This window comes from Chroogloeocystis siderophila 5.2 s.c.1 (assembly GCF_001904655.1).
GTDB lineage: Bacteria > Cyanobacteriota > Cyanobacteriia > Cyanobacteriales > Chroococcidiopsidaceae > Chroogloeocystis > Chroogloeocystis siderophila.
The window spans coordinates 1-16,178 of record NZ_MRCC01000020.1 but is presented as its reverse complement, the minus strand read 5'-3'; the positions used below and the strand labels follow the sequence as shown (position 1 = coordinate 16,178).

The following is a 16,178-nucleotide window of genomic DNA, read 5'->3' as shown; positions in this document are numbered from 1 at the left end:
TCTTGTAGTAGCTAATTGCTAACAGTCAACAGCTAATCGCTTTGACGAACAACCCCTCCGGTAGTATTTTTGAACTGGGGAGAATCAGTTAAGATAACAAGGCACAAGTGATCTGTCACAGTATAGGGAAACTTCGGTGTAAATCCGAGGCTGTGCCGCAGCTGTAAAAGAAGTTGTGAGTCATGGGCTATTAGTTTTGGGTAGGTCAAATCAACCCAAAACTGACAGAGTAAGCCATGCTTTACCCGCTCAAAACTCAAAACTCTCTGAAGCCAGAATGCCTAACTGTAACTTGCTCACACTATTTCCTGCGTCGCACAGGAACGGAGCACTGAAACAAGGATGCCTACGATTAATACACTTAATTCCACCCTGTCAAACACCCCAGTTAGCACAATTCATCTACCCCCTTTACCATTACGTCGCCCGTTACTGATGATTGGTCATGGTACCAGAGATGCAGCAGGGCGACAAAGCGTTTTAGACTTTGCGGCTGCCTATCAAGCCTTAGATACTTCTAGACCTGTTGTACCTTGTTTTTTAGAACTGACAGGTCCGACGATTCAAGAAGGCGTCGATCAGTGTGTTGCTCAAGGATATACTGAACTTTCCGCTTTACCAATTTTGTTATTTGCGGCGCGGCATAATAAATTTGATGTCACTAACGAACTCGACCGCGCGCGTCAACGCCATCCTCAAGTGAAATTTCACTACGGGCGGCATTTTGGCATTACACCAGGAATAATCGATTTATGGCGATCGCGTCTTGCTGAAGTTGACGCTCCGCAGTATAGTCGCGCTGATACAGTTTTGTTATTTGTCGGTCGCGGTTCGAGCGATCCTGATGCTAACGGCGATGTTTACAAACTAGCGCGAATTCTTTGGGAAGGTAGCGGCTATCAAACCGTAGAAACCTGCTTTATTGGAATTACCCATCCTCGCCTTGAAGAAGGTTTCCGCCGTGCGCAACTTTACCACCCCAAGCGGATTATTGTACTTCCTTACTTTCTCTTCACTGGAATACTCGTCAACAAGATCTTTGATATCGCTGCGCAGCAACAAGCGCAATATCCAGAGATCGCTATTACCTGTCTTCCAGAAATGGGACTACATCCACAGTTATTTTCGATTTTGCGCGATCGCGAAATCGAAACTCAACTCGGCAACGTGCAGATGAACTGTGAAATGTGCAAGTTTCGTCTAGCAGCCCTAAATAACCACGATCATCACCATCACCATCACCATCACGATCATCACAGTCACGAACACTCGCACCCTACAGTAGATCCTTACGCTGATCTCGAACAATATCACCAAAAAATTTGGCAAGTTCCTTAAGAGAGATCAGTAATTGGCTATCAGCAGCAAAAATGAATATATTCTGTCATGCTGATAGCTAGTAGCTGAAGCCCAGTTATGTCTAAAGAATTTGTCGTTGGAGAAACAGTACGCATCGTCGCACTACCACCCTACTTAAAGACAGCTGATCCTATGCCAATGTTACGCCCACCAGACGTGGTTCAAATTGGTGAGGAAGGCATTGTCATGGATCGCCGTCCCGGCGGATATTGGAGCGTTCGCTTTACGCGAGGCACTTTTTTGATCGACAGTCAATATATCGAAGCAGCTAGCAGTTCAGAGGAGTCACCATCGACTAGCCATTTAGAGCAAGCAACAACAATAAATCAAGTTGACACGCAACTACAAAGCAATGAAGATGGCATTCCCTAATGTAAACTTATATTAAGTTGAGCTTTTTATTTGTACCATGCTGTCTCGTCGCCGTCTTCTTCGCGCAATTGCCTGCTGGTGTATTGCGTTATCTACTTTGTTTTTTGCCTCACCAAGCTTCGCAATCGGAGGTAAACTTCCATCACTTGACCAACCTGCACCAGAATTTACTTTACCAACCAACACGGGAGATGGAGAGATTGCACTTGCTGATTTGCGCGGTAAGTGGGTAATATTGTACTTTTACCCCAAAGACTTTACAGCAGGTTGTACTTTAGAAGCGCGACGTTTTCAGCAAGATTTACCAAAATACACGGCACAAAATGCCCAAATTATTGGTGTCAGCGCTGATTCTGTAGATTCCCATGCCGAGTTTTGTGACTCAGAAGGTCTAAAATTTCCTCTACTTGCAGATACGACAGGCAAAGTCAGTAAAGCCTATGGTTCTTGGTTGGGTAATCTCTCGGTACGACATAGTTTCATCATTGACCCAAATGGTATTCTCCGCGCCACCTTCGTCAAGGTCAATCCCGCAATTCACAGTACAGAAGTGTTATCTCGTCTAACTGAATTACAAGCAACGGTGTTTTAAGGAATAAATATCTACGACACGCAAACGCGAACAAAACTCTTTCACTAACTACTAGCCACTAACTACTCACTACTCACTTCTAGATACAATGTCTCTAAATTGATTCTTGGAGACTGTCTATGGATTGGGAATTAGACACGCGTGCCAAAAAAAAGGCGCGTAATCAAGCTATCCAACAGTACAAGCCCTTTGTAAGATTGCGCGATACAGAAGCACTACTACGTCGCAACACTGTAGCATTACTCATGCCTATTGTGCCGTTGTCGGTAGAATATCGTTTGCAACGAGCATCAAAACTCGCAGAAGAATCACTAGCTGAGTTAGCAGAAATTGATCTTGACGCGATTAGTGAAACCGAATTGCAACCAGTCCGCATTCTAATTGGCTTGAGTTTTGTTGGGTTTGGCGCGCTATCTACTGCGTTGTTGCTACTTTACCTATCTACCTTGCATCCTGAACTTGACTCGATCGCACAAATACGGCGCTATTGGTATCAATACATCTGGTTTGTCTGTCTCGGTGTAGCAGGATTATTTGTACTCGGTAGAGAAGCAATGCGATCGCCTTACCTTGATGTGTCTTCACCACAAAAGATTGGTTGGGATGATGAATCAAGTTGGCAGTAACGTTAAGTAAAAAAACGCCCTGCCACTGTGTCATGGCAAGGCAGTTAGTGGTGTGAGGAGCAGACTTTATGTCTACTTATAGATAAGCATAATAAATGCATATGGCAGGTTGGTGGCAGTAAGATTGCAATACTGTGACAAAAGAATTACGAGAGGTTAACAACTGCGATCACTGTCAACTGCAAAATGCTTAATCGGTAACTGAATAAGTTTGACGCACCACGAGCGATCTCGCAGTGCAGAAATTAATTTAAGCTTCAACATCAGATGCTAGAAGTTTTGACACCTCTGCATGGGCTAGTACGGCAGCTGGTTCTTGCTGTAGTGCATGATAATACTTGCGCTCGAACGCGTTACCTAGTTCTGATGGCATCAGCAATTCGCGGACATCACGCATCAATTCTTGGAGATCATCATGCAATATTGGTTCATCTGCTGAAAGCATTTCATCAATATGCACAATAAGCTCAGAAATGCGATGTAGCCACGCAAATTGTTCATGTTCAATGACAAGTTGCAGTAACTCTCCACTCGATACGCGTCCACGTCTTTGTTCATAATTAATGCGTTCTGCTTGTAGTAAACAAGCGTGGAGGTGCAGTAGTTTGTTGCGTAAACTGCGTAGATACTGATGTTGCCGTATTCTGCGGAAAAGTTGATTAGAAGTCAATGGAATCCATCCTCCTGTTACGATAGTCTTCGATAGCTAAAATTAGGTTTACTGGAAAATTCTTATTACAAATGCACAATAGCGGCTGACTTGTTGGTTAGTTGGTGTCCTGACATATTTGCCATTTCGTGCTAAAGATAAATAGCCTATCTCCCACGCGCTTTTCGCCTATTCTAAATAAGCCTGCGCTTTTTGGGACATTGGTGAAGTATCTTATGCCACTGTTACAAGCTATCTAATCTTGGCAATAGTTCGCAATTCCTCACGAGTGCGATCGCGCTTTCTACTTTGGTTATCTATATGATTAATCATATATCAAAATAGTTGCATATTAAAGGTAACAATTATTACTATTAAACGAACTGAAAGATTCGGAAAACCGCCTCATGTCACTAGCATACGCAATTTTAGGTTTTCTGCGAAAAGAAGCAATGACAGGCTACGAGCTTAAAAATCAATGTTTCGATCAAACCATTGCGCATTTGTGGCGTGCAGATCAAGCGCAGATTTATAAAACGCTCGATAAGTTAGTAGAAAGCGGTTGGATCGCTTGTAAAATTGAAACACAGTGCGATCGCCCGCATCGCAAAGTATACAGTATTACAGAAATTGGAAAAGCTGAGCTTTGGAAGTGGCTGCAATGCCATCAACCCTTACCCACAATCCGCGAACCTTTGCTCATTCAATTATTTTTCGGCGCTGAATTATCCAATGAAGCAATTGTGCATTTGCTCAAACAGGAACTCGTAGCGCATCAAAAAAAACTTGCTGATTGTGACCAAATCACGTTACCTCCTTTTGAGGATGCATCGACAAATCGTGATCAAAAGATGCAACAGTTAGTCCTAGAACTGGTTAAGCAAAAAGAACAAACATACATTAACTGGCTCCGTACCGCAATTGATGTCGTGAGTCACTGGCAAGAAGCGTGAGTGTAATTGTCCCTTTATTAGCGATTCCATTTGAAACATCTGTTATAGCAGGGGTCAGAGGTCAGAAATCAGTTGACAGTGAAGAGTGTGTGGGAAGACTTTGTCAACTGTCAACTTAGCGTGTTCAATGTCCTAACTCTATTGACTAGGGCTATAACGAGAGAAGCCTTAGAGTTTGGTTTAATCTAAAAAGCAGTTGTCTGTCATCCCTTCTCTCTTCACACAGAGGTGTTTATCATGGCTGATTTGCTGCCTAACACGCTTGTAGACAATCCTTGGTCAAGCCTACCCGTTGTGGCGTGGCAAGATACGTATGCAACGCTACATATGTGGACTCAAATCATCGGCAAAATTCGGCTAGCGTTGGCTCCCAAACTTAACCATTGGTGGCATTCAACTTTATATGTCACTCCACGCGGACTCACAACTGGCTGTATACCTTATAACACGCGTACCTTTGTCATAAGCTTCGACTTTTTGGCGCACAATCTACAGATCGAAACAAGCGACGGCATTAGCCAAACAATACCCCTTGTGCCGCGTACAGTAGCAGACTTTTATCAAGAGGTGATGGATACTCTGCACAAAAGTGGAATAGAAGTGCGCATTTGGACAATGCCCCAAGAAGTGGCTGAGCCAATTCCGTTCGATCGCGATCGCCAACACGCATCTTACGATCTGCAAGCTGTACAAAAGTTTTGGCAAATTCTCATTTAAGCCGATCGCTTGATGAATATATTTCGCTCGCGCTTCGTTGGTAAATCTAGCCCCGTACACTTTTTCTGGGGTAGTTTCGACTTGGCTGTCACGCGCTTCTCTGGGCGTGTAGCCCCAGAACATCCAGGAGGAATTCCCAACATGGTAGACTGGGTGACGCGCGAGGCATACTCGCACGAAGTCAGTAGCTGTGGCTTTTGGTTTGGGGGTGGGACAGTCACAGAACCAATTTTTTACTCTTACGCCTATCCTGAACCTGAAAAGTTTCGCGATTATCCAATCCAGCCGCAAGAGGGATTCTACAACACAGATCTGCAAGAATTTATTCTGCCTTATGCAGCAGTACAGCAAGCAGACGATCCCGATGCAATAGTTCTTGCATTCTTCCAGAGTACTTACGAAGCAGCGGCAGATTTAGCTAGCTGGGATCGCGCCGCGTTAGAGCGGTAATATTGGTTAGTTGAAGTTGATACAAATAGGCAGCAGCAAAGCAGAGGAGAATACATAATACAAACTCTGATAGCAGGCAACTAAACCTTTTCAAAGTCCCTCATAAGTGGGGGATGCAACGAGGACTATCAATTCAGCACTGTAGATCAGGAGTCATAAAGATTAAGCTGAAAGAATAAACCATAAAAAACCACTTGGTTAATGTCGCTTACTCTTGGTGGAGATGGATATATTAATTGTTGAGGATGAAGCTGAAATTGCCGGATTGATTCAACTTGCACTAGAAAAAGAAGGATTTTCCTGTCAAAGTTGCCGTGATGGACTCGCGGCTTTGCGCTTATTTCAAGAGTTACAGCCCGATCTAATTATCCTCGACTTGATGCTTCCTGGTTTGGACGGACTCGAAGTATGTGCCAGAATTCGCCAAAAACCTGGCACTAAAGATCCTTACATACTGATGCTGACCGCTAGAGGTGAGGAAATTGACCGCGTGATTGGTTTATCTACAGGTGCGGATGATTACCTTGTCAAGCCTTTTAGTCCTAGAGAGTTAGTGGCACGAGTGCGGGCGTTGTTGCGGCGGAGTTTGCGCCAAGGCGGACAACATCAAATTCATCGCACACAACATTTTATCGTAGATGTAGAACAACGTTCTGCCAGTCGTCAAGTGAGCAGCGATCGCACTGAAGAATTAGACCTGACAACCTTGGAATTTAACTTACTCAGCACCTTTGTCAGCAATCCTGGTCGGGTGTGGAACCGCACGCAGTTAATCGATAAACTTTGGGGTAGCGACTTTTTCGGCGATGAACGCGTTGTCGATACTCACGTTGCCCGATTGCGAAAAAAAATCGAACCCGATCCTGCCAGTCCCACGTTTATTAAAACTGTTGTTGGTGTCGGCTACAAATTTGAAGACGCAGCAACGTCATAAAACTCATGACGAAAGTAGATTTACGCAAGCAAAACTTACCACTCGCATCGCGCTTGTTTCTGTCCCATTTATTGGTGATGATGGTGGCGGTAATGAGCCTTGTAATTATCGGCAAAGTCTCTTCGCCGCGCTTTTTTGTCGTCCGTCTCGAAGAACTCGAAGGCACAGGCTACCGGCTACGCTTTGCGCGGACTGAACTGATTCACGGATTTGAAAGTGCTTGGTTTCGCGGTACAGTTTGGTCGGTTGTTGTCAGTACGACCGCAGCAGGCGGACTCAGCTACTGGGTATCTAAACGCATTATGCAGCGGCTAACAGAAATGGAACAAATTACCCAAAAATTTGCAGCTGGTCAACTCGATGCACGCCTACCTGCAAGTGATATACCAGAACTACAACGCCTCGGTGTTAGTTTCAACCGCATGGCAGCAAGTTTGGAAGATGTTGAACAACGGCGGCGCGAACTCATCAGCGACTTGACGCACGAACTGCGGACGCCCTTGACCGTTGTGCGCGGCTACTTAGAAGAATTGGCGGATGGCGAAGTCGAACCATCAACCGAAATTTATACGCGTCTAGCACGAGAAACGCGCCGTTTAGAACGCTTGGTAAACGATTTGCAAGAACTCTCCAAAGCCGAGGCGGGGTACTTACCGATCAATTTACAACCTGTCAATCTTTACCCGCTGTTAGAAGCTTTGGTAGAAAAGTTTTCCGACCAGATTTTAGAAGATGGTCCTGTTTTGCGCCTCAATTGTTCGCCTCAACTACCACCCGTGTTAGCAGACATTGATCGCGTCGAGCAAGTTCTAGTTAATTTATTAGGTAATGCAATTCGCTACACAAGTCAGGGTGCGATTACGATTCGTGCTTGGACGCAATCGCGTAAACTGTGGATTGCGGTGAGCGATACAGGAATTGGCATTGCCAAACAAAATTTACCACACGTGTTTGAACGCTTCTGGCGTGCAGATCGATCACGCGATCGCCATTCGGGTGGAACAGGCATTGGCTTGGCAATTTCTCGCCGCTTAGTTGAACTCCAAGGCGGTCAAATCTTTGTTGAAAGCGAACTTGGTAAGGGTAGCACTTTTTCCTTTTTCTTGCCTTTAGCTTAATTGACAATGCTGGCGAATAAATTCGCGCGTTGATCGCCTCTTTCTACCTCGGTGATACGGGTCGGGTAAAGATGCCTTACCCTGCTTGCAGGGATATCTCTACATTCGCGTACGGTAGGGAATCGGATCTTCTAATCCTAACTCAGCAAAAGCCGCGAGACGCAATCGACAAGCATCGCAAACTCCACACGCGATCGCACCTCCCGCATAGCAAGACCAAGTTTTTTCCCACGGAACGCCTAGCTGATTGCCCAATTGAATAATTTCCGTTTTTTTCAAGTTGATCAACGGCGTTTCAATTGTGATCGGTTGTCCTTCGCGTCCTAGCTTCGTACCGAGGCGAAAAACCTCCTGCATTGCTTGAATATAATCAGGACGACAATCGGGATATCCTGAGTAATCAAGCGCGTTAACGCCGATATAAACGCGTTGTGCTGCGATCGTTTCGGCATAAGCTAAGGCAAAGCTCAAAAAAATTGTATTGCGCGCCGGAACATACGTCACCGGCACATTTTGAGACATCTCTGACACAGCGCGATCGCTTGGTAATTCAATACTGGTATCCGTTAATGCTGAACCACCCCACGAACGTAAATCAAAATTAACGACCTTGTGAACTAAAACTTGAGTCGATTGCGCGATCGCGATCGCCGCTTTTAACTCGCGCTGGTGTCGCTGCTGATAATCAAACGAAATTGCATAGCACTTGTAACCATCAGCCACCGCTTGATACAGTACCGTAGAAGAATCTAAGCCCCCAGACAATAAAATGACAGCTTTCATCAATCAACCTCTCTGTTCAATCATCTTTTTAATTTCTAATTTCCCTGAACCCTGAACTCTGAACCCCAATCCCTTAATATAGGGACAGGTAAAAAACTGACACATTACGCTAACGCTACACACATCAGCAAAATCACAATGAGTGAAGCCTAGCTTGGTGATAAACGTGACAATCGTCGGAACATATAAGTAATTTTGAAATTCTTCATAAATAGAGTCACTATGCTACCATCTGGATGATTTGCGACTTTAATCCAGTTAGGATTGCGTATGGGCGCTGTTACAGATGCGTCTTTACATTTTGGTGGTGGAGGAGAAGACAGAGGAGTGCAAAGCATGACAGTGGGACAACCCATCCCTCATTTACAGCGCAATCAACCGCAACCAATCCGTGTTGGCGTGATTGGAGTAGGCAACATGGGACAACATCATACCCGTGTTCTGAGTTTACTCAAAGATGTAGAACTCGTTGGTGTTGCTGATATCAACATCGAGCGGGGGCTAGATATTGCGAGCAAGTACCGTATCCGCTTTTTTGAAGATTATCGCGATCTGCTGCCTCATGTCGAGGCAGTTTGTGTAGCTGTTCCCACCCGCTTGCATCACGCTGTCGGGATGACCTGTCTCCAGGCGGGAATTCATGTTTTAATTGAAAAGCCGATTGCTGCTAGTATCGCTGAAGCTGAATCTTTGGTAAATGCCGCAGCTGAATCACAGTGTATTCTACAAGTTGGTCATATCGAACGCTTTAACCCTGCATTCCAAGAACTCAGCAAAGTCCTGAAAACTGAGGAGTTGCTAGCGTTAGAAGCGCATCGCATGAGTCCTTATTCTCAACGCGCCAACGATGTTTCGGTGGTTTTAGATTTAATGATTCATGACATCGACTTACTACTAGAGTTAGCTGGTGCACCGATCGTTAAGCTAACCGCAAGTGGTAGTCGCGCTGCTGGTTCTGGTTACTTAGATTATGTCACTGCGATTCTTGGCTTCGCGAATGGCATTGTGGCGACACTCACCGCGAGTAAAGTCACGCATCGCAAAATTCGGCGAATTGCAGCGCATTGTAAAAACTCGCTGACAGAAGCAGATTTTCTGAATAATGAAATCTTGATTCACCGTCAGACAACCGCCAACTACATGACAGATTATGGTCAGGTACTTTATCGTCAAGATGGCTTGATTGAGAAAGTTTACACAAGTAACATCGAACCACTACACGCCGAATTAGAACACTTTGTCTCATGCGTACGTGGTGGCAATCAACCTTCAGTAGGCGGCGAACAAGCGCTTAAAGCTTTACGTCTAGCCAGTTCCATTGAGCAGATGGCTTTAGATGGGAAAGCTTGGAAAGAACAAGTAGAGCTTTATCAACGTAATGGCTCTGCGGTCGTTATCTAAGCCAAAATTATATATTTATTGCATACAGCCCAATTCTGTTGTCAGATGAGGGCTTTTTTTAGAGGAATCAGGGATCGGAGGTTAGGGAATTTTTCCTTATGCCATTTGTTGGGGAGGTAAATCTAAACGCTTTATTTATAAGTGTTATGCGCCGTCTTCCCACAATTTTTTTCAGCTTTTCAGAAATAAGTCTATAGTTTTGACACCAAATCGCGATCGCGTGTTCTTTATCTTGTCCATGATTGCCAACCTGTCTCTTTCCGCGATAGCATAAAAAAGATTTTTTTTAATCATAAGTTTTACAAAATAGCAAGTAAAAATATTAAAATCGAAAACGGATAAGATCAGAATTTTGACACTAGAGGAGAGCATATATGTCTGACTTAGACCGTGGCATCATGAAATTTAAGGGGGCCGATTCTCCTAAAGCGGTTGCGATTTCAACAATGCTGATATTAGGTTCAATCGCGGTTCTCATTTTATGGGCGCTGCAGGTAGCCTATACTCAATAGTGAATAGGAGGCGTCGGAGGTCAGAGATCACAAAGCAGAGTCAACCGAAGATTAAGCGATAGACGCCGAAGTGATCGCATCGCTAGCAAGTTCAACACAAATATTTTTTCTAGATACAAATCTATACAAAACTCTGATTACTGACCTCTGTTTTTGCCATGCACCGAGGTATTACTTTAAAGTAAGTAAGAAGCAAATCACAAAAATAATCTGCCAAAGTTGCGTTACTCTAACTAATCAGAAGTCCCTCAACCCTAGTTTCTAATTCTAAAATGCTGCAAGTCTGGGGTGCGATCGCCATTTTTTTGATCTGTCCCCTCATTGGTGGATTACCATTAATTGCTTGGATAACATCAGCGCTGACGCGGCGTAACTTGGCAAATATCGGTACAGGAAATATCAGTGTTTCCGCAGCTTTTTATCACGGTGGTAAACTTGTAGGCATTCTCGCAGTTTTATCTGAAGCTTTAAAAGGAATAGCGGCGGTGCTGATGGCGCGGGCGTTCTTTCCACAAGCCCCCGAATGGGAGTTAATTGCGTTAATTGCGCTGGTAATGGGGCGCTATTGGATCGGTAGAGGTGCGGGAACGACAAATGTTGTTTGGGGATTTATTGTTCACGATCCAGTTGTTGCGGGTTTAGTATTTCTGATTGGTGGAATTAGTTTTACTATCCTTCGTGAAAGGCAATTAGGTAAATTTGGCATTTTAATTTTATTTCCGTTGCTGACTGCATTGCTACGCCCGCATGATTCCGCCCGAATTGTCGCGGCGATCGCGCTAGCAGTTCTTCTCGGATGGATTTATCAAAAAATCCCTGACGATTTAAACTTAACAGCAGATGCAGGACACGCGGAGTCGCAAAAAGTGTTTCGCTTTTTTCGTGGTGATAAAGCTATAGTTTCCTTGAGTGATGAATTATCCGCGGCTCAAGTCGGACAAAAAGCCGCTACATTATCACAGTTACTACGCTGGGGCTACCCAGTACCAATGGGTTGGATACTTCCTCCTGGTGACGATTCAGAACCTTTAGTAACTTATCTCCCAACATCAGAAAAATCTCCATTAGTTGTACGTTCTTCCGCCGTAGGGGAAGATTCTCAGCAAGCTTCAGCCGCAGGACAGTATAAAACAGTTTTAGGTGTAACGAGTCAAGAGCAATTACAGCAGGCGATCGCAACAGTTTTGGCTTCTTACGACGATCCAGGTGCAATCGAGTATCGCAAAGCGCGCGGTTTGCCAGAAGCTGCAATGGCAGTACTAATTCAAACACAAGTACAAGGCGTGTTTTCAGGAGTTGCGTTTAGCCGCGATCCGATGACACAGCAAGGTGATGCTGTGGTGATTGAAGCTTTACCAGGAAATGCTAGCAAAGTTGTTTCAGGACAAGTGACACCAGAGCAATATCGCGTTATTGTGTCCCAAGCTGACTTAGAACATAGCCAAAACTGGGTTTTACCGGAAAACATAACGTTAAACGTTGAGGGTGAGGGTGATATCCCACCACGCTTGATTCAACAAGTTGCGTTTTTAGCCCGACACCTAGAAGCACGCTATCACGGTATTCCGCAAGATATCGAGTGGAGTTACGATGGCAAAACTTTATGGTTGTTACAATCCCGCCCGATTACGACGCTGTTACCAATTTGGACGCGAAAAATCGCCGCTGAAGTAATTCCAGGATTGATTCGTCCGCTCACTTGGTCGATTAATCGTCCGTTAACTTGTGGCGTGTGGGGCGAAATCTTCACGATTGTTTTAGGAAGTCGCGCGCGAGGTTTAGATTTTAATCAAACCGCAACTTTGCATTATTCGCGGGCTTACTTTAATGCTTCTTTGCTGGGGCGGATCTTTTTACGCATGGGTTTACCGCCGGAAAGTTTGGAATTTTTGACGCGGGGCGCAAAGTTTAGTAAACCGCCGTTACGTTCAACGCTACGCAATACCCCAGGTTTAATGCGGTTACTCAACCGCGAGTTGAATTTGGTTCAAGATTTTGAAAAAGATTACCGACAACACTTTCAGCCAGCGTTAGCCGCGTTGAGTGCTTTTGGTGATCGCGATCCCGCGAAGTTGCTATCGCAGATTGACTCGATTTTGGTGTTGCTGAAAAAGGCGACTTATTACAGCATTTTGGCACCTTTGAGCGCGGCTTTACGGCAGGCAATTTTTAAGACAAAAGATACAGAAATTGATAACAGTCTGACTCCTGAGGTTGCGGCGTTGCGATCGCTTGCGCAAATTGCTGAGGATGCGCGTCGTGTTTTACCTGTGGTACCAGAATCTACGGAATCGGTGTTTGTGCAGTTGGGGGCAACAAATCGTGGTAAAGAGATCTTACAACGGTTTGATGAGTTGTTGGTGCGTTATGGCTATTTGAGTGAAGTGGGGACTGATATTGCAATTCCAACTTGGCGGGAGGAACCGGAGTATGTCCGTGAGTTGTTTGTGCAGTTTGTCGGGAATGCGGGTTTAGGAGGAAACGAACCACAGAGACACAGAGAACACGGAGGAAAGAAAGGTTTGGTGCAAGCGCGTGTTGATTTGAAGGGGAGGGTGACGGAGGTTTATAGTCAGTTGTTGGCGCATTTGCGTTGGCGGTTTGTGGCGTTGGAACGAGTTTGGATTGAGTCAGGATTGTTGGAATCTCAGGGGGATATTTTCTTTTTAGAGTTTGAGGAGGTGCGGCGGGTTGTTGCGGGTACTGACTCGAAGAAATTGAGTTATGAGTTGAAGGATTTGGTGGCGCAGCGGCGATCGCGCTTGGAAGAAGACCGCAGTTTAGACGCACCTTTTTTAGTCTATGGCAATTCTCCCCCTACTCCCTCTACTTCCTCGGCTTCTTCTGCAACACTACTACAGGGCATTGGTGCTAGTCCTGGGAGAGTGGAAGGATATGTTAAGGTATTACGCAATTTGCAAGGAGTTTCTGGAATTGACCGCGATACGATTCTGGTTGTACCCTATACCGATTCAGGCTGGGCACCCTTGTTGGCAAGATCTGGTGGGCTGATTGCGGAAGTAGGAGGACGCCTTTCTCATGGGGCAATTGTGGCGCGCGAGTACGGATTACCGGCAGTTATGGATATTCATAATGCGACGGTTATTCTGAAAGATGGTCAAAGAGTAGAAATCGATGGTCAGCTAGGAACTGTGCAAATTCTTTCTGATTAAATTTAGCGAATATCTATAATAAAATGACTCGTCGAGCATTGCTACTCGTCAATCGTCACGCGCGCCAAGGACGCAATCTTGCACAAGCGATCGCCCAGTTGGAAAGCTTGGGCTTGGAGTTGATCCCAGAAATCACGGAAGATGCGCGGTTTTTGCCGGAAATTATTCGCAGTTATCAAAATAAAGTTGATTTAGCAATTGTAGGTGGTGGCGATGGAACGTTGAATGCTGCGGTTGATGGTTTGGTAGATTCGCAGTTACCTTTGGGAATTTTGCCTTTGGGAACTGCTAATGACTTAGCACGTACGCTAGGAATTCCGAATCTCGCCGCAGCTTGTAAAATTATTGCTTGCGGTAATATTCAGTACATTGATTTGGGCTGGGTCAATGGTAAGCACTTTTTCAATGTTGCCAGTCTTGGGCTGAGTGTGCAAATTACACAGAAGTTGACGAAGGAAGCTAAGCGACGTTGGGGAGTTTTTGCTTATGCTATAACGGCAATTGAAGCAATGTGGCAAGCGCACCCATTTTACGCAGAAATTCGGTGCAATGGACAATCAATTCAGGTGAGAACAATTCAAATTGCGGTTGGCAATGGTCGTTACTATGGAGGTGGAATGGCGATCGTACACGATGCCAAGATTGATGACCAAAGGTTGGATGTGTACAGTCTAGAAATACAGCATTGGTGGCAGATGTTAACTTTGTTTCCGGCGCTGCGGCGGGGAAGGCATACGCAATCGTCGGGTGTTCGGGCTTTTCACGGTCAGGAAATTGAAGTATACACGCGCAAGCCACTGCCAATCAATACTGATGGAGAAATTACAACGTATACGCCTGCGCATTTTTGTGTTATTCCGCGCGCCTTAGCTGTTCTGATGCCTTAGCTGTTTTGATACGAACACCCAATGCTTAGATTTTCTCACGATATTAAATTGCTGCTAGAAAAATTAGCTTCTCAGCCGTTAACAATTGGTGAGATTCTGGCAGAAACCTCGGAAAGGGGTTTTAGCTTAGTGATTGCCTTACTCGTTTTACCTTTTTTGTTCCCAATGCCACCTGGGTTCACAGGTCCACTAGGTTCGGGTTGTTTGTTACTTTCGTTACAAATGGCTTTGGGAAAGCGATCGCCTTGGTTGCCTAAAAAAGTTGCAAAATTTCAGTTTCCCCGCCGTTTTATTTTACAAATACTGCAAAATTTAAGACGTGTCACGCGCATAGTTGAAAAAGTTGCGCGTCCGCGTTGGACTGCACTCGCCCAAAGCCATATCGCTTGGCAAATTAATGGAGTGTGTATTTCTTGGTTGGCAATCTTGTTAATTTCTCCGATTCCTTTTACAAATCCGATTCCCACTGTAGGAATCTTGCTATTTGCTGTGGCGACTTTGGAATCAGATGGTTTATTAATGTGTGTGAGTTATGTACTGACAGCTTTGATTACTTTGATAGTTGTGTCTATCGGCTACACGCTTTGGCAGGTTCCCAATTTTTTGCCGAATGTATTTTGATTCGTTTGTACGGTAGGAACTCCGAGAGGGTAAGCCCCCTACCCCACGTGTAGGAATACTAGAAGCGGAATATTTACCAATCTCGGAGTTAAAAAATTATGCAGGACTGTATCTAGCGCGTTTCTTGACGTTTGTCAACAACTTTTACATTAGGTTCAGTAGTTGTACTGTTGACAACACGCTCGGTATGAAATTCACTGTTATGTTGCGGCGTTCTGCGCTCAACGGTTTCTTGACGTACAGTCTCGGCTTGAGTCGGAGTTGTATTTGTGCGGCTTTGGTTAGCAGGCATATCGTAGACCGCCCACTGATGAATACCTCGGCTACTTAGAATTGTGCCAGCGCGGTCAATATCTGCGGCGGTACCTTCGATGAAGACTAAGTAATCGCCTTGCGCGATGCGATCGCTGTACACTTGTGCTTCTTCTTCAGGAATTCCTAACCCTGTCAGTGCGCCGACTATACTTCCTGCAGCTGCACCAACACCTGCACCAGCTAAGGTTGTAGCGATTGTTCCACCGGCGAGGAAAGGACCTACACCAGGAATAAGCAAGGCTTCTAAGCCTACTAGTAAACCACCAACACCGCCTAAAACTGTACCTGTGGTTGCACCAATACCAGCACCTTCTTGCGCCTCGGTTTCACCACGTTCTTTTACTTGATTGCGGTCTTGTACGTCAACCCCTGCAACCCGGTCGTTGCGATTTGAGTCTTTAGCAAGAATTGAAACTTTATCCATTGAGAATCCTGACTCTCTTAAGGCATTGAGAGCGGATTCAGCCTCTGTTCGGCTGGAAAATGTGCCAACTGCGCGCTTAAGCTGAGTTGTCATTATTCCCTCCATCTGTAACTACAACAGTATTGAAGCTTTATGCCTCTTTACATGAATTTCTAGTTTCGCGAATTAAACTCAATGTTTCATCAGTCTTTGGTTTTACATATTTATCTATCAGAAGAGAGGGTGGGATTTATTAGGCAGGAGTTACGCAGTTGGGTTAAGAACGAAACGGGGAGCCGCTAAGTAGACACGA

Annotated in this window: 14 protein-coding genes, 2 pseudogenes and 1 riboswitch; of the genes and pseudogenes, 13 read left to right on the top strand and 3 right to left on the bottom strand. The window is 45.0% G+C overall.

Features of this window, described 5'->3' with window-relative positions:
- Positions 1 to 89 precede the first annotated feature (89 nt).
- Positions 90 to 302, top strand: a riboswitch (cobalamin riboswitch).
- Between the two features lie 40 nt (positions 303 to 342).
- The 4 genes and pseudogenes from NIES1031_RS19965 to NIES1031_RS19950 all read left to right on the top strand — a co-directional run bounded on the left by NIES1031_RS19965 (position 343) and on the right by NIES1031_RS19950 (position 2,949).
- The gene (locus tag NIES1031_RS19965; RefSeq protein ID WP_073551225.1) at positions 343 to 1,338 is read left to right on the top strand and encodes a sirohydrochlorin chelatase; all 996 of its coding nucleotides are present in this window, start codon (positions 343 to 345) and stop codon (positions 1,336 to 1,338) included.
- Positions 1,339 to 1,416: 78 nt separating this feature from the next.
- A pseudogene (gene sipA, locus NIES1031_RS19960) lies at positions 1,417 to 1,626 on the top strand (regulatory protein SipA); the annotation flags it as partial.
- Positions 1,627 to 1,771: 145 nt separating this feature from the next.
- A complete protein-coding gene (locus NIES1031_RS19955) occupies positions 1,772 to 2,323 on the top strand; it encodes a peroxiredoxin (RefSeq protein WP_218596891.1) in 552 nt (183 codons plus the stop codon).
- Between the two features lie 119 nt (positions 2,324 to 2,442).
- Positions 2,443 to 2,949 carry a hypothetical protein gene (locus NIES1031_RS19950; RefSeq protein ID WP_073551222.1) on the top strand — a complete coding sequence of 169 codons (507 nt, stop codon included), beginning with the start codon at positions 2,443 to 2,445 and terminating at the stop codon, positions 2,947 to 2,949.
- Between the two features lie 250 nt (positions 2,950 to 3,199).
- Here the strand turns inward: NIES1031_RS19950 and NIES1031_RS19945 are convergent, their stop codons facing one another.
- Positions 3,200 to 3,619, bottom strand: coding sequence for a hypothetical protein (locus NIES1031_RS19945; protein ID WP_015186702.1), 420 nt, complete (start codon positions 3,617 to 3,619; stop codon positions 3,200 to 3,202).
- A gap of 386 nt (positions 3,620 to 4,005) precedes the next feature.
- On the opposite strand from NIES1031_RS19945, the gene NIES1031_RS19940 reads away from it, so the two are divergent.
- The 4 genes and pseudogenes from NIES1031_RS19940 (at position 4,006) to NIES1031_RS19925 (ending at position 7,770) form a co-directional block, all read left to right on the top strand.
- Positions 4,006 to 4,551 carry a PadR family transcriptional regulator gene (locus tag NIES1031_RS19940; protein ID WP_073551221.1) on the top strand — a complete coding sequence of 182 codons (546 nt, stop codon included), beginning with the start codon at positions 4,006 to 4,008 and terminating at the stop codon, positions 4,549 to 4,551.
- A 237-nt stretch (positions 4,552 to 4,788) separates the two neighbouring features.
- Positions 4,789 to 5,718 (top strand): annotated as a pseudogene (locus NIES1031_RS25825) (DUF5996 family protein).
- Positions 5,719 to 5,941: 223 nt separating this feature from the next.
- Complete coding sequence (locus NIES1031_RS19930; protein ID WP_073551220.1) at positions 5,942 to 6,652, top strand: response regulator transcription factor; 711 nt, start codon at positions 5,942 to 5,944, stop codon at positions 6,650 to 6,652.
- Positions 6,653 to 6,657: 5 nt separating this feature from the next.
- Positions 6,658 to 7,770: a sensor histidine kinase gene (locus tag NIES1031_RS19925; protein ID WP_073551219.1), complete on the top strand. Its 1,113-nt coding sequence runs from the start codon at positions 6,658 to 6,660 to the stop codon at positions 7,768 to 7,770.
- Positions 7,771 to 7,869: 99 nt separating this feature from the next.
- Here the strand turns inward: NIES1031_RS19925 and queC are convergent, their stop codons facing one another.
- Complete coding sequence (gene queC / locus NIES1031_RS19920; RefSeq protein ID WP_073551218.1) at positions 7,870 to 8,553, bottom strand: 7-cyano-7-deazaguanine synthase QueC; 684 nt, start codon at positions 8,551 to 8,553, stop codon at positions 7,870 to 7,872.
- Between the two features lie 336 nt (positions 8,554 to 8,889).
- Between queC and NIES1031_RS19915 the strand changes: the two genes are divergently transcribed.
- From NIES1031_RS19915 to NIES1031_RS19895, 5 genes are all read left to right on the top strand, one after another.
- Positions 8,890 to 9,954: a Gfo/Idh/MocA family protein gene (locus tag NIES1031_RS19915; protein WP_073551277.1), complete on the top strand. Its 1,065-nt coding sequence runs from the start codon at positions 8,890 to 8,892 to the stop codon at positions 9,952 to 9,954.
- A 374-nt stretch (positions 9,955 to 10,328) separates the two neighbouring features.
- A complete protein-coding gene (locus tag NIES1031_RS24535; RefSeq protein WP_015186709.1) occupies positions 10,329 to 10,466 on the top strand; it encodes a hypothetical protein in 138 nt (45 codons plus the stop codon).
- A 272-nt stretch (positions 10,467 to 10,738) separates the two neighbouring features.
- Positions 10,739 to 13,639: a glycerol-3-phosphate acyltransferase gene (locus NIES1031_RS19905; protein ID WP_073551216.1), complete on the top strand. Its 2,901-nt coding sequence runs from the start codon at positions 10,739 to 10,741 to the stop codon at positions 13,637 to 13,639.
- Positions 13,640 to 13,662: 23 nt separating this feature from the next.
- Complete coding sequence (locus tag NIES1031_RS19900) at positions 13,663 to 14,526, top strand: lipid kinase (RefSeq protein WP_073551215.1); 864 nt, start codon at positions 13,663 to 13,665, stop codon at positions 14,524 to 14,526.
- Positions 14,527 to 14,547: 21 nt separating this feature from the next.
- Entirely contained in the window at positions 14,548 to 15,147 is a 600-nt protein-coding gene (locus tag NIES1031_RS19895) for an exopolysaccharide biosynthesis protein (protein ID WP_073551214.1), read from the top strand.
- 112 nt (positions 15,148 to 15,259) lie between these two features.
- On the opposite strand, the gene NIES1031_RS19890 is transcribed toward NIES1031_RS19895, so the two are convergent.
- The gene (locus NIES1031_RS19890) at positions 15,260 to 15,979 is read right to left on the bottom strand and encodes a general stress protein (protein ID WP_073551213.1); all 720 of its coding nucleotides are present in this window, start codon (positions 15,977 to 15,979) and stop codon (positions 15,260 to 15,262) included.
- Positions 15,980 to 16,178: the final 199 nt, after the last annotated feature.